15 protein-coding genes are annotated in these 12065 nt (G+C 74.9%); 6 read left to right on the top strand and 9 right to left on the bottom strand.

Features of this window, described 5'->3' with window-relative positions:
• Window position 1: 1 nt before the first annotated feature.
• From OP18_RS57590 to OP18_RS26850, 7 genes are all read right to left on the bottom strand, one after another.
• A complete protein-coding gene (locus OP18_RS57590) occupies window positions 2-160 on the bottom strand; it encodes a hypothetical protein (RefSeq protein ID WP_156089807.1) in 159 nt (52 codons plus the stop codon).
• Window positions 157-798, bottom strand: a complete 642-nt coding sequence (locus OP18_RS26825) for a malonate decarboxylase holo-ACP synthase (RefSeq protein WP_081971149.1) — start codon at window positions 796-798, stop codon at window positions 157-159. Before OP18_RS26825 ends, OP18_RS57590 begins: the two co-directional genes overlap by 4 nt.
• Window positions 795-1952 (bottom strand): triphosphoribosyl-dephospho-CoA synthase, encoded by a 1158-nt coding sequence (locus OP18_RS26830; protein ID WP_063745598.1) that lies wholly within the window; start codon window positions 1950-1952, stop codon window positions 795-797. Before OP18_RS26830 ends, OP18_RS26825 begins: the two co-directional genes overlap by 4 nt.
• Before the next feature lie 45 nt (window positions 1953-1997).
• Window positions 1998-2216, bottom strand: a complete 219-nt coding sequence (locus tag OP18_RS26835) for a hypothetical protein (protein ID WP_033361774.1) — start codon at window positions 2214-2216, stop codon at window positions 1998-2000.
• Between the two features lie 146 nt (window positions 2217-2362).
• On the bottom strand, window positions 2363-3724 hold the full coding sequence (locus OP18_RS26840; protein ID WP_211273682.1) for a PucR family transcriptional regulator: 1362 nt from the start codon (window positions 3722-3724) through the stop codon (window positions 2363-2365).
• Complete coding sequence (locus OP18_RS58735) at window positions 3705-4055, bottom strand: alpha/beta hydrolase fold domain-containing protein (RefSeq protein WP_162189840.1); 351 nt, start codon at window positions 4053-4055, stop codon at window positions 3705-3707. The genes OP18_RS26840 and OP18_RS58735 overlap by 20 nt, the downstream gene beginning before the upstream one ends.
• A 209-nt stretch (window positions 4056-4264) precedes the next feature.
• On the bottom strand, window positions 4265-4717 hold the full coding sequence (locus tag OP18_RS26850; RefSeq protein WP_162189841.1) for an STAS domain-containing protein: 453 nt from the start codon (window positions 4715-4717) through the stop codon (window positions 4265-4267).
• 440 nt (window positions 4718-5157) lie between these two features.
• Here OP18_RS26850 and OP18_RS26855 point away from each other — a divergent pair, with 440 nt between their 5' ends.
• A complete protein-coding gene (locus tag OP18_RS26855) occupies window positions 5158-5550 on the top strand; it encodes a hypothetical protein (RefSeq protein WP_033361777.1) in 393 nt (130 codons plus the stop codon).
• 104 nt (window positions 5551-5654) lie between these two features.
• Here the strand turns inward: OP18_RS26855 and OP18_RS26860 are convergent, their stop codons facing one another.
• Window positions 5655-6749, bottom strand: coding sequence for a tartrate dehydrogenase (locus tag OP18_RS26860; protein WP_033361778.1), 1095 nt, complete (start codon window positions 6747-6749; stop codon window positions 5655-5657).
• Entirely contained in the window at window positions 6746-7432 is a 687-nt protein-coding gene (locus tag OP18_RS26865; protein ID WP_033361779.1) for a GntR family transcriptional regulator, read from the bottom strand. The genes OP18_RS26860 and OP18_RS26865 overlap by 4 nt, the downstream gene beginning before the upstream one ends.
• Window positions 7433-7532: 100 nt before the next feature.
• On the opposite strand from OP18_RS26865, the gene OP18_RS26870 reads away from it, so the two are divergent.
• The 5 genes from OP18_RS26870 to OP18_RS26890 are packed head-to-tail and all read left to right on the top strand — an operon-like array spanning window position 7533 to window position 12049.
• On the top strand, window positions 7533-8819 hold the full coding sequence (locus OP18_RS26870; RefSeq protein ID WP_033361780.1) for an MFS transporter: 1287 nt from the start codon (window positions 7533-7535) through the stop codon (window positions 8817-8819).
• Window positions 8820-8833: 14 nt separating this feature from the next.
• The gene (locus OP18_RS26875; protein WP_033361781.1) at window positions 8834-9826 is read left to right on the top strand and encodes a phosphoglycerate dehydrogenase; all 993 of its coding nucleotides are present in this window, start codon (window positions 8834-8836) and stop codon (window positions 9824-9826) included.
• Window positions 9810-11186: an acyclic terpene utilization AtuA family protein gene (locus OP18_RS26880; protein ID WP_211273683.1), complete on the top strand. Its 1377-nt coding sequence runs from the start codon at window positions 9810-9812 to the stop codon at window positions 11184-11186. The genes OP18_RS26875 and OP18_RS26880 overlap by 17 nt, the downstream gene beginning before the upstream one ends.
• Window positions 11183-11542, top strand: a complete 360-nt coding sequence (locus OP18_RS26885; protein ID WP_033361782.1) for a DUF4387 domain-containing protein — start codon at window positions 11183-11185, stop codon at window positions 11540-11542. Before OP18_RS26880 ends, OP18_RS26885 begins: the two co-directional genes overlap by 4 nt.
• Before the next feature lie 33 nt (window positions 11543-11575).
• On the top strand, window positions 11576-12049 hold the full coding sequence (locus tag OP18_RS26890) for a DUF4259 domain-containing protein (protein WP_033361783.1): 474 nt from the start codon (window positions 11576-11578) through the stop codon (window positions 12047-12049).
• Window positions 12050-12065 lie beyond the last annotated feature (16 nt).

Here is a 12065-nt window from a genome sequence, read left to right on the forward strand (position 1 = left end):
TTTAGGCGGCGATCCCCGCGCGGTGCAGCCGGTGCAGGACGCCGGGGATGCCGAGGTCGTCGATCGCGAGGTCGGTGACGTCGTGCGGGTGTACCGCGGCGGCGAGCGCGGTCAGGACGCGGCCGGGCGGCACCTGCACGGTGGCGGGGGGCACGGTCATGCGGCACGGATCCGGGCGGGGTCCACGAGGCAGGCGCCGCCGGCGGTGCGCAGCACCAACCGGTCGGCGCCGGTGGCGAGCTCGGCGAGGGCGACGGCCCCAACAGCGGTCTCGATCAGGCAGTCGACCCGCACCGGCGCCGCGACGGCCCGCAGCGTGTCGAGCAGCGTGGCGGCCCAGCCGGCCGCGGGCAGCGGGTCGCAGCGCACGACCAGGTCCAGGTCGCTGGCCGCGGTGGTGACCGGCCGGCCGGTGGCCAGCTCGAACCCGGTGCCGCCGACCGGTCCCCAGTCGTGGCCGAGCCGGTCGAGGGCCGGCCGGAGCGCCCGGAGCGCCGCCAGCGTGGGGGTCCGGTCGGTGCCGGTGTCGTGCGGCCGCAGCTGCTCCGGGCGCACCACCCGGGACACGGCGGCGGCGGGGACCTGCGTCGCGTGCCGCTGGTGCCGGGCGGGGCCGCGCACGCCGACGGCGACGTGCCCGCGCGGTGCGGTGCCGCGCCGCACGACCGCCCACGGCGTGCCGGTGACGGACTCGGCGACCCACGCCGGTTCCGTGCCGGTCAGCACAGCGGCGGGGTCGGCGAGCCGCACCAGGTCGTGGGCGCGGGCGCCGCGCATCGCGGGTTCGACTGGGCTCATCGCTGGCTCCACTGGGCGCTCTGGGTGTCGCTGACGATCCTCGACGCCGTGCGGACCGTCGTGGCCCGGTCGGAGTGGAGGTGGTGCAACACGTCGGTCGGGCCGGTCGGGCGCGGGAGACGGCGGCGCGGACCGCTGTCAAGGGCCCAGATCAGGTCGTGGTCGCTCGCGTCGGCCTCCCGTCCGATGACGGCGGGGCCGTCCACGAACGGGAGGCCGATGCGCAGCTCCTGGGTGACGAAGCCCCGGGTGCACAGCCCGGTAGCGATGCTCAGCCCGTCGAATGAGCCGACCGACCCGGCGACGACGCCGATCTCGGGCGCGCGGCGCCGCAGCTCCAGCAGCGGGTCCGCCGGTGCGGCGGTGTCGAGGAAGATGGCCGCGGCGAGGGCGTCGCCGCTGCCGCCGGGTGACACCCCGCACCGTCGGCACAGCTCGTCGAGCCGGTCGAGCGCGGCGGATCCGGCGGCGGTGCCTGCGCCGCCGGCGCGCAGGACCGCGGCCGCGCCGGCGCGCACCGCCCGCAGCCCTGCCGGCCCGGCCCGGTGCAGCAGGCACGTGTCCTCGAGGCCGCTCATCGCAGCGAGCAGCGCTTCGGTGCGCCCCGCGCGGCGCAGCACCGGCAGCGCGACCCGCACCGTGTGCGGGAACCCGCGCCGGGCTTCGCCCACCGCGCCGGCCACGCCGTAGCGGCGCCGGGCGAGGGCGCCGTGCGACACCGGCCCGCCGGCCGCGGCCGGGTCGTCGATCGCGGCGAGGTCCGCGGCGAACCGGGCCGCGCCCGCGACCGTGCCGGTGGCGGCGAACCCTGCGGCGAGCAGGCCGAGGGCCCACAGGGCGCCACGGTGGGTGTTGACGCCGCCGGTGACGTCCAGCATCCGCCGCTCGCCGTCCCGGCCGATCGCGCCGATCTCCGCCCGCAGCCCTGGACCGGGCGGCAGCACCCGGGCGGCACCGGCGCACGCCGCGACCGGTCCGGCGAGCGCGTCGGCGGAGGCGAGCAGCATCTCCAGGGTCATGTCGCGGTGCGTGCCACCGCCGCGCCGGTCGACGAGCCCCGGCTTCGGCGTGTGCGACGCCTCCTCGCGCAGCGCCTGGGCGGCGAGCCGGCCGAGCCGCGCCGGCGTCACCGCGGTCACGGTGTCGACTGCCATGCCGTTCCCCCGTCTCCCGCGGTCTGTCCCTGCCGACGGAGTCGGTCACCAGGTCCGCGACTGCGCGGGTGGGTCGTGCCGACCGCCGGACCAGGCGACCGGGTCGCCGATGCTGCGCGCGAACTGCCCGACCAGGTCCACCCCGCCGACCGGGATGTCCACCCGCGGCAGCGTGGCCGGCACGATCACGGCCCGGTCGTCGAACGTGGTCGCCTCCGCGATCGTGCCGGTCGCCACCGTGCGGTCAGCCACCGTCTCGTTCATCGGCTTACCTCCCGTCAGGGGGTTCCGAGGCGTCGGTCTCCTACCGTACTGCGCGAATGTCGTTGCGCCACAGAGGTTCTCGTCATCGCGGGACCTCTGGCCGGGTGAGCATCATGGCTGCGTCCTTAGCGGGGAGGGTCGACCGATCACAGTGACCGAGACGTTCGACCGGGACGGAGGTTCGGCACCGGCGCCGCGGTGACCGACCGGACGCGCTCCCAGCGCTCGGCGATCCGGCCGCTGGGCACGTCGGCCGGCCAGCCGAGGGCACGGGCGCCGAGCAGCGCCGCCTGCAGCACGAAGCGGTCCTCGGCGCTGGTCGGGTCGTGCCCGGTGAGTTCCCGGATGCGGTGGAGCCGGTACGTGACGGCCCGCACCGACAGGTGCAGCCGGCGTGCGGTCGCGGAGGTGTTGCCGCCGCTCGTCGTGTACGCGTCGATGGTGTCCAGCAGCGGCCCGGCGCCACCGCGAGCGTCACGCAGCGGAGCCAGGACGGCGCCGATGAGGTCGTTGATCGCTTCCCGGTCGCGGAGCAGGACCCGGTAGATCAGCAGCTGGTCCGCCCGCACGATCCGGTCGCTCCGGTCCAGCCGGTCGGCCAGGTCCAAAGCGTCGAGCGCTTCCTCGTACGACCGTGTCACACCAGCGACCCCGGGATGCGTCCGGCCCAGCGCCACCCGAGCTGTGCGCGGTTGGGGCAGCGCCTCGATCTTCGCCGCGTCGGTGAGCACCACCACCACCATGCCACGCCGCGTCGTGACGAGGAACTCCCGGAGCCCGGCCGCGACGAGCGCCGAGGTGACCTGGGACAGGTACGGATCAGCGTCGCTGAACGGCCGCGCCCCGCGGACCACGGCGACCGCGTGTGCGCCGGTCACGTCGAGTCCGAACCGGTCGGCCCGAGCGAGCATCTCGATCGGATCCGCACCGCCGGCGAGCAGGTCGTCGACGAACTCCCGACGGTCCGACGCCTCGAGACGGACCGCGGACCGGCGGGCGGCGGAGTACCCCTCGCCCACCGCGACCATCGTGTCGTCCACCGCGTGCAGCACGATCTCACCGATCCTGCGGATCGCGTCACGCTCGTCGCTGCCCACCGCCGTCAGATGCGGCCAGGCCCGCCATGCGGCCGACAGGTACAGGTCGATCAGCGTAGAGAAGCCGACGCCATGGTCGGCGGCCCGCGCGGCCAGCGCACGGAAGCGCTGCAGGTCGTCCGCGCCCAGCCGCGACCCGGTGGCGCTGGCCTCGGCGAGGCGCGGCAGAAAGTCGCCGAGGAACCCCCCGTCCGCGGCGCCGGCCTCTTCGGCAGCCGCTGCGGCGATGTCCGCCCAGTCCACCATAATGGCGGTGCGCTGCCCGGTTTCCGGGCCTGATAACCCCGCGCCGGCGCGCTCGTCATGAACCGCCGGCCGTGGCCCCCGGCGACCGTGCCGTGCCGGGGGCGGGGGCGAGGGCGGGGGCGGGGCGAGCTGACCCGTGCGACGCTCAGGCTGCCAGCGCCGCACGGAGCACCGCCTTGGTCCGAGCCGACAGCAGCACCCGCGCCACCGGAGCTGGTCCCCCGCGACGGTCGGCCATCAGCATCACCTCATCGGCCACACCGGCGCCGGCATGATCCGCGACAAGAGCGACCCGGGTGCCGTCCATGCCGTGATCTCTGCCTGCCACCGCGACCCACTCGACGGTGGCGTAGACCTGTTCGGTCTGCACGGTCGGCGTGCGGCTGCCGCGGTCCGGCACGAGCACGGCACAGCTCAGGTCGACCGCGAGGCTGGCGGCCAGATCGCCGTCGCCGCCGTCGCGGACACAGACGACGACCGGCAGCGGTCCGGCCACGCCGGCCGGCAGGAAGGCGCGTACCCGGAACCGACCCGCCGGACCGCCTGAGACGATGACGTCCCTGCGCTCAACCGGGCGCGCCGGGTCGGCCGGCTGCCCGCGGACCGGAACTGCCCGACGCGTACGGGTGACACCACGCGCCGGCGTGGGCTCCGCGCTGACCGCGACGGTGTCCGGGGCGGCGGGCCGCGGCACGGACAGTCGCATCATCGTGGACATACCGGGTACCTCCCGGAGGCATTCGCGGCAACGGTCGTCGCCGCGAAGCGGACGGGATCCCGGAACCTGCCGTTGCGATGTCGATCCGGGGGGCGCCCGCCGGCGCCCGTACGGTTGCCGGCGGCGCCGAGGCGACCGGTGGACGCCCCGGGGACTTCGCGCGGCCCGGACGACCGCAGCACCTCGGCCGCGCCGTCCGGCGGGCCGAGGACCGCGACGGTAACGTTCATCTGCGCCGCCGCGGCGGCGAACCGCTGCACCTCGCGGACACCGGCCCCGTCCAGGTGGGTGACACCGATCAGATCGAGCTCGACGCGGACCGGCCGGTACCTTCGCAGCAGCCCGGCGAGCACGTCGCGCAGACCAGCGGCGGTGAGGACGTCGAGCGTGCCTTCAACGGCGAGACGGATGGGCTGCCGGTCGCGCGGCGCCGGTCCCACGGCCGACATCTTGACGAGGACCGTCTCGCCGGCCGACCTGACGTACAGCGGGAACCTGCCCGGCGCACCTGGTGTGGTTCCTGTCGGTTGTCGCATGTCTGCATGTACCTCCTTCTGCCTACCAGCCTGGCGTTCACCGGCACCGGCGACAGCAGCGCAGCCGGACAACAACGGCAGCGTCCGTTGCCGGAAGTCGGCAACAGACGCACCGGAGGTCTGCGGCCGACCCAGGCCGCGGCGGAGGCGGCGGTCAAGGCTCTCGCCCGCGTCAGGTCGCGGAGCGCCGGCGCGAGCCCACGACCAGGACCACGGCCGCCCGGCTCCGGGCGCAGCCGGTCAGGGCCCTGGCGACGGTCCCGGCTGAGGGCTGCCGGCGGACGCGCCCCGGCGGCGGCCGGGCGGGCAGCGGCCGGGGCGGGTTTTGCTCTAAGGTGCCGGGCATGTCGACAGGCGCCAAGGTCATGCAGATCCTCTTCATCATCGCCGGGACCCTGTGTCTCGGCATCGGCCTGCTGGGCTCCATGGCCGAGGGGGACGGCAAGATCACCGCCGCGTGGACGTGCTACCCGCCGAGCCAGTCGACGCCGCAGACGTGCAACGGCTCCACCCGCGACGGCGGCAAGGAGGTGCCGACCCAGTTCATCCTCACCGGCATCGGCCTGCAGATCGCGGCGGCGGCGTGCGCCATCGGCGGTCGCCGCGACCACGGCGCGCCGCCGCCGGTGCCGTACGCGGTGCCGGGCCAGCCCGCGTTCCCGCCCCGGCCGGTCATGCCGGGCAGCCCGGTGGCACCGGCGACGGGCCAGCTTCCGCAGCCCGGCTGGCCGTCCTGAGCCGCGCCGTCCTGAGCGGCACCGTCCCGCACCGCGCCGCGCGGTCCTGAGCCGAACGACGCCGGGCCGCGGCCGGTCGCGGTCAGGTCGCCGTCAGGTCGCGGTCAGGTCGCCGTCGGGCGTTCGCGGACGCGTTCGGCGATCGCGTGGCCCAGCTCCGCGGTCGTGCCGGTGCCGTGCAGGTCGGGGGTGAGCGGGGCGCCGCGCGGGCCGAGCGCGAGGACGTCCTCGACCGCGCCGAGCAGGTGCGCCGCCGCCTCGGGGTGACCGAGGTGCTCCAGCATCATCGAGCCGCACCAGATCTGCCCGACCGGGTTGGCGATGCCCTTGCCGGCGATGTCCGGCGCCGAGCCGTGCACCGGCTCGAACAGGCTCGGGTGGTCGCGCTCGGGGTTGATGTTGGCGCTGGGCGCGATGCCGAGCGTGCCGGTGCAGGCGGGGCCGAGGTCGGACAGGATGTCGCCGAAGAGGTTGCTGGCCACGACCACGTCGAACCGGTCGGGGTGCAGCACGAACTGCGCGGCGAGCGCGTCGATGTGGTACTTGTCGAGCCGCACGCCCGGGTACCGCCCGGCCGTCGCGGCGACCCGCTCGTCCCAGTACGGCATGGAGATGGAGATGCCGTTGCTCTTGGTGGCGGAGGTCAGGTGCCGGGCGGGGCGCCGGGCCGCGAGGTCAAAGGCGTAGCGCAGGACCCGGTCGACGCCGACCCGGGTCATGATCGTCTCCTGGAGGACGGTCTCCCGGTCGGTGCCCTCGAAGACCCGGCCGCCGACGCTGGAGTACTCGCCCTCGGTGTTCTCCCGCACGACGACGAAGTCGATGTCGCCGGGCTCCCGGCCGGCGAGCGGGCTGCGCACGCCGGGCATGAGGCGGCACGGGCGCAGGTTCACGTACTGGTCGAACGTCCGGCGGAACTGCAGCAGGCTGCCCCACAGCGACACGTGGTCGGGCACGACCGCGGGCCAGCCGACGGCGCCGAAGTAGATGGCGTCGTAGCCGCGCAGCGTCTGCTCCCAGTCGGCGGGCAGCATGGTGCCGTGCCGCTGCCAGTAGGCGGCGCTGGCGAAGCCGAAGGTGTCCAGGTGCAGGCGCAGCCCGAAGCGGTCGGCGGTGGCCTGCAGCGCCTCCAGCCCGGCCGGGACGACCTCGGTGCCGATGCCGTCGCCGGGGATGACGGCGATGCGGTGCGCGGTCACCGCGCGTCCCGCAGCGCCGCGAGCCCGCCCTGCGAGTCCTCCAGGGCGATGCGCTCCGCGGTGGCGGAGTCGCCCGCGCGGAGCGCCCGCACCAGGGCGCGGTGGCTGGTGTAGCGCTCCAGGCCGAACGTGTCGTCCTCGGCGACGCGCCGCAGCAGCAGCTCGCGGCGCTGCGGGCGGGAGAACACCCGGCTCTGCTCCAGCATCCGGATGAGCACCGGGTTGTGCGCGCACGCGTCGACGGTGTCGTTGAACTCCTGCATGGTGTCCAGCAGCGCGTGCAGGTGCCGGTCGGTCGGCCGGCCCTGGGCGCGCCGCTCCTTGAGCAGGATCAGCAGGTCGTCGGCCCGGTCGAGGATGGCGTCGAGCGCGTCGAGCTGCTCGGCGGTGGCGTGCCGGGCGGCGAAGCGGGCGACGAGCCCGCGCAGGCCGACCTCGACCTCGGCGAGGTCGTCGATGGCGGCGTCGCGGATCGCGGCGACGAGCACGGTGCGCGGGCCGATGCGTTCGATGAGCCCGTCGAGCTCCAGCCGGCGCAGCGCCTCACGGATCGGGGTCGGGCTGATCGCGAGCCGCTCGGCCATGCCGCGCTCGGTCACCTTCTCCCCCGCCGCGAGCTCACCGGTGGCGATGGCGGTGCGGACGTGGCGGTACGCCTGATCGGCGAGCGTCTCGGCTGGCATGCCCGCACTCTAGCGCATGCCACAACTAACTTGCTTGCGACCGTTGACGATTTTGCTATAGCAAAATAGCGTGACGCGGGCCACGTTGAGGAGGAACCGCATGGTCCAACCGAAGGCCCGCGACGGCACGGCCTCCACCAGGAAGATCACCTTCTACGTCGCTCTGGCGCTCTTCGCGCAGGAGTCGACCTGGAACTTCTACGACAACCAGGTGCCCGCCCTGCTGCGCGAGCACGTGACCAGCGCCGCCGTCATCGGCCTGCTGATGGGTGCGGACAACCTGCTCGGCATCTTCGTGCAGCCCTGGATCGGCAACCGCTCCGACAACACCCGCACCCGGTGGGGCCGCCGCATGCCGTACATCGCGGCCGGCATGCCGCTCGCCGCGCTGGTCTTCCTGCTGCTGCCCTGGGCACCAAGCCTGCCGGCCCTGGTCGCCGTCATGTTCCTGTACGCGCTGATCGCCAACAGCACCCGCCCCCTCGCCGAGTCGCTGGTGCCCGACTTCATCCGCCCGGAGCGGCGCAGCCGCGCGACCGCCGCCGTGAAGATCGCCACCTCCCTGACCATCATCGTCGCGTCGCTGATCAGCCTGCTCGTGGTGGACCGGCACCCGCGCGGCGCGTTCGTCATCCCCGCCGCCCTCATGCTGCTCGCCACCGCCGTGCTGGTCGCCAAGGTCCGCGACAGCCGGTCCGCCGCCTACCAGGCCGCCCTCGCCGAGGACGCGACCGCCGCGCGGGCCGGCACGCCCGCCGACGCCAAGGTGCCCTTCCGCCACGTCCTCACCGAGCTGCTGCGCGACCCCGACCGCCGCCGGCTCCTGCTGCTGCTCACCATCCTGCTGTTCGGCGGCGCCTGGTTCGCGTCCCGGTCGCTGATCACCTCGTACGGCATGCAGGCCCTCGGCCTGACCCGCGGCGAGGCCGGCGGGCTCACCCTGCCCAGCGGCGTCGCCTACCTGCTGGCCTGCTACCCCGCCGCCCTGGCCGCGGAACGGTTCGGGCGGCTGCGCACCATGGCCGCCGGCATGGCCGTCTTCGCCGCCGCCCTCGCCGCCGGCTCGCTCGTGCAGACCGCCACCGGCACCGTCGTGGTGTTCTGCGTCGCGGCCGCCGGCGCCGCCGCGTTCACCATCAACGCGATCGTCGCGCTGTGGAACCTGGCCCCGTCCAGCCGGGTCCTCGGCGCGTACACCGGCCTCTACACCGTCACCTGGTACCTCGGCGGCTTCGGCGGGCCCGCGCTCATCGGCGCCGTCGTCGACCTCACCGGCTGGTCGGGAATGCTGCTGGACATCGCGGTCCTCGCCACCCTCGCCGGCCTCGTCCTCGGACGCCTGCAGCGCCTGCAACGCCGGCACGCCGAGACCCCGGCCACCACCTGATCCGGAAGGACCCGATGCGGACCGTTCTCATCACCACCGACTACCTCGCCCCGGGCGACGAGGTCGACCGGTACCTCACCGGTCAGGGTTTCACCACCCGGCACGACCCGATGCGCGGGCCACGCGACCCGGAGCGGCTCGCCGCCGCCCTCACCGGCGTCGAGGGCGCCCTCATCGCCAACGAGCCCCTGTCCGAGCCGGTGCTGCGCCGGGCACCGCGGCTGCGCGCGGTCGTGCGGACCGGCGCCGGCTACGACTCCGTCGACGTCGCCGCCGCCACCCGGCTCGGCATCAGCGTCAGCAACCTGCCCGGCATCAACGCCAACGCGGTCGCCGAGTACACCGTCGCGCTGCTGCTGGCGCAGGCGCGGCGGCTCGTGCCGCTGGCCACCGGCGTCGCCGCCGGGCGGTGGCCCCGCGGCGACGGCCACGAGCTGCGCGGCAAGACCCTCGGCCTGATCGGCTGGGGCGCGGTCGCCCGGCGGGTGGCGCCCCTCGCCGCCGCCTTCGGCATGACGGTGCTGTGCACCAGCGGCGTGCCCGAGACGCTGCGCACCGGCGCACCCGCCCGGTTCGTCGACCTGGACGAGCTGCTGGCCGCCGCCGACTTCGTGTCCGTGCACACCGCGCTCACCGACCGGACCCGGCACCTCCTCGACGCCGCCGCGCTCGCCCGCATGAAGCCCGGAGCGCACCTCGTCAACACCGCCCGCGGCCCGATCGTCGATGAGACCGCCCTCGCCGAAGCCGTGCGCGCCGGGCGGATCGCCGGCGCCGCGCTCGACGTGGTGGACGTCGAACCGCTCCCCGCCGCCAGCGTCCTGCGCGGCGTCGACGGCATCACCGTGTACTCCCACATGGCCGGGCAGAGTGCCGAGGCCCGCCGCGCCGCCGGGCTCGACGGGGCCGGCGAGCTGGTCGCGGCGCTCGCCGGGCAGCCCCGTACCTCCGTCAACGCCCACCTGATCACCGAGCCCCGAAGGGACACCAGTGACCGCACCCCGTGAATCCGTCCGCATCCTCGTGCCGTGCGGCATGCTCGGCGCGGGCTTCCCGGCCGAGATCGTCGCCCGCGGGCTGGACCTCGGCGCCGACGTCATCGCCGTCGACGGCGGCTCCACCGACTCGGGGCCCTACTACCTCGGCACCGGCACCGCCAAGACGGCCGCCGCCGCCGTGGCCCGTGACCTGCGCCTGCTGCTGCGCGCCGCGGCCACGGCCGGCATCCCGCTGATCGTCGGCTCGTGCGGCACCGGCGGCACCGACAGCGGCGTGGACTGGGTCGCCGGCATCGCCCGTACCGTCATGGCGGAGGAGGCACTCGAGCTGCGCGTCGCCACCGTGTACAGCGAGCAACGGGCCACCGACCTGAAGGCGTATCTCGATCAGGGCCGCGTCCACCCGCTGCCGCCGGCCGGCGAGCTGGACCAGGCGACCCTCGACGGCTGCACGCACATCGTGGCGATGATGGGGCACGAGCCGATCGCCGAGGCCCTCGCCGCCGGCGCCGACGTGGTCCTCGCCGGGCGCGCCACCGACACCGCCGTCGTCGCCGCGGTCCCGCTCATGGCGGGCATGCCGGCCGGCCCCACCTGGCACGCCGCGAAGATCGTCGAGTGCGGCGCGCAGTGCACCACCAACCCGCGCTCCAGCGGGGTGTTCGCCACCATCGACGCCACCGGATTCACCATCGAGCCGCTCGACCCGGCCGTCGCCTGTACACCCACCTCGGTCGCCGCGCACATGCTGTACGAGACCGTCAACCCGTTCTCGATGCGGGAGCCGGCCGGCACGCTCATGGTCGCCGACGCCACGTACCGCGCCCTGGACGACCGGCGCGTCCGCGTGGAACGGTCCCGGTTCGAGCCCGCCGAGCAGTACACGGTCAAGCTGGAAGGCGCCCGGCGCACCGGGTACGAGACGATGTCGTTCACCGCGATCCGCGACCCGCACATCCTCGGCCAGATCGGCACGTGGGCCGCGCTGCTGCGGCGGGTCCTCGTCGAGCGGGTCACCCAGACGCTGCGGCTGAGCGTCGACGACTACGCGTTCGACATCCGCCTCTACGGGCACGACGCCGTCCTGGACGCCATCGACCCCGACACCCGCCCACCCCGCGAGGTCGGCGTGATGCTGCTCGTGCACGCCGCCGACCAGCAGACCGCCACGGCGGTCGCGAAGCTCGCCAACCCGCTCATGCTGCACCTGCCGACCCCGGACATGGACCACCTGCCGAGCCTCGCGTTCGCCACGTCACCCGCGGAGACCGAACGCGGCGCCACGTACGAGTTCGTGCTCAACCACGTGGTGGCCGTCGACTCCCCCACCGCCCTGTTCCGCATCGACGTGCCGAAGGACTCCCGATGACCGCCTCGCCGGCCCCACGTACCGTCGCCGACCTCGCCCTGGAGGTCCGTTCGAAGAACGCCGGCCCGTTCTGGGTGACGATGGAGCTGTTCATGCGCGACGCCGCCGGCTACGCGCTGGTCGCCGACCCCGCCTTCCTCGACGAGCACGTCGTGGCCCGCCTGTACGACGTCGACGCCGGCACCGTGCAGCTGTTCCGCCTGCCCGACCTGAACGTCGTGAAGATCTCCTTCCCGCGCCCGGTGCCGCAGGGCAGCCTCCGCGACCGCGACATCCACGCCGGCCAGCACCACGTGCCCCTCGCCCTGCTGCCGCTGCCGGTGGCCGCACCGACAGTCACCTCCCGTCGCGGGTGACGCTACGGTGACCTGATCACAGGAGGGGGCGTCATGGCGGCGTACAGCACCGGGCCGTTCGACAGCGACACGGCGCAGGACCTGCTCGAACGGTTCGCGGAGCTGACCGTGGCGCAGCGCCTCGAGCACCTGCGGCTGGTCTTCCTCGGCGGGCCGCGGGACCCAGGTGGGCCGTTCGAGCCCGTCGACCCGACCGAGGTGATCGCCGGGGCGGCGCTGGTCGCCCTCGCGCTGCCCGGCGGCGGGCGGGTGCGGGACACCCCGCAGATGGAGTTCGACGAGGAGGTCGCCGCGGCGGCGGTCGCCGGGCCGGACGCCGGCCTGGTCCGGCTCGCGCTCGACGCGACCCGCGCGGTGGCGGCCGACGACGCCTGGTTCGCCGGTTGGCTCGGCGCGGAGGACCGGGCCGCGTCGCGGCACACCGTCGCGGTGATCGTCGACGTGCTCGCCGGTCACGTCGCGGCGATGTCCGGCAGGCCCGGCGGCGCACCCGGGCGGGCGTGCTGATCAGCGGTTATGCTGC

This window comes from Dactylosporangium aurantiacum, from assembly GCF_000716715.1.
GTDB lineage: Bacteria > Actinomycetota > Actinomycetes > Mycobacteriales > Micromonosporaceae > Dactylosporangium > Dactylosporangium aurantiacum.

Bases quoted from the DNA above. Each gene is read 5' to 3' on its own strand.
- OP18_RS26830 (WP_063745598.1), bottom strand. From the start codon at position 1,952: ATGGCAGTCGACACCGTGACCGCGGTGACGCCGGCGCGGCTCGGCCGG.
- OP18_RS26835 (WP_033361774.1), bottom strand. From the start codon at position 2,216: ATGAACGAGACGGTGGCTGACCGCACGGTGGCGACCGGCACGATCGCG.
- OP18_RS26890 (WP_033361783.1), top strand. From the start codon at position 11,576: ATGGCGGCGTACAGCACCGGGCCGTTCGACAGCGACACGGCGCAGGAC.
- OP18_RS26870 (WP_033361780.1), top strand. From the start codon at position 7,533: ATGGTCCAACCGAAGGCCCGCGACGGCACGGCCTCCACCAGGAAGATC.
- OP18_RS26885 (WP_033361782.1), top strand. From the start codon at position 11,183: ATGACCGCCTCGCCGGCCCCACGTACCGTCGCCGACCTCGCCCTGGAG.
- OP18_RS26865 (WP_033361779.1), bottom strand. From the start codon at position 7,432: ATGCCAGCCGAGACGCTCGCCGATCAGGCGTACCGCCACGTCCGCACC.
- OP18_RS26855 (WP_033361777.1), top strand. From the start codon at position 5,158: ATGTCGACAGGCGCCAAGGTCATGCAGATCCTCTTCATCATCGCCGGG.
- OP18_RS57590 (WP_156089807.1), bottom strand. From the start codon at position 160: ATGACCGTGCCCCCCGCCACCGTGCAGGTGCCGCCCGGCCGCGTCCTG.
- OP18_RS26875 (WP_033361781.1), top strand. From the start codon at position 8,834: ATGCGGACCGTTCTCATCACCACCGACTACCTCGCCCCGGGCGACGAG.
- OP18_RS26825 (WP_081971149.1), bottom strand. From the start codon at position 798: ATGAGCCCAGTCGAACCCGCGATGCGCGGCGCCCGCGCCCACGACCTG.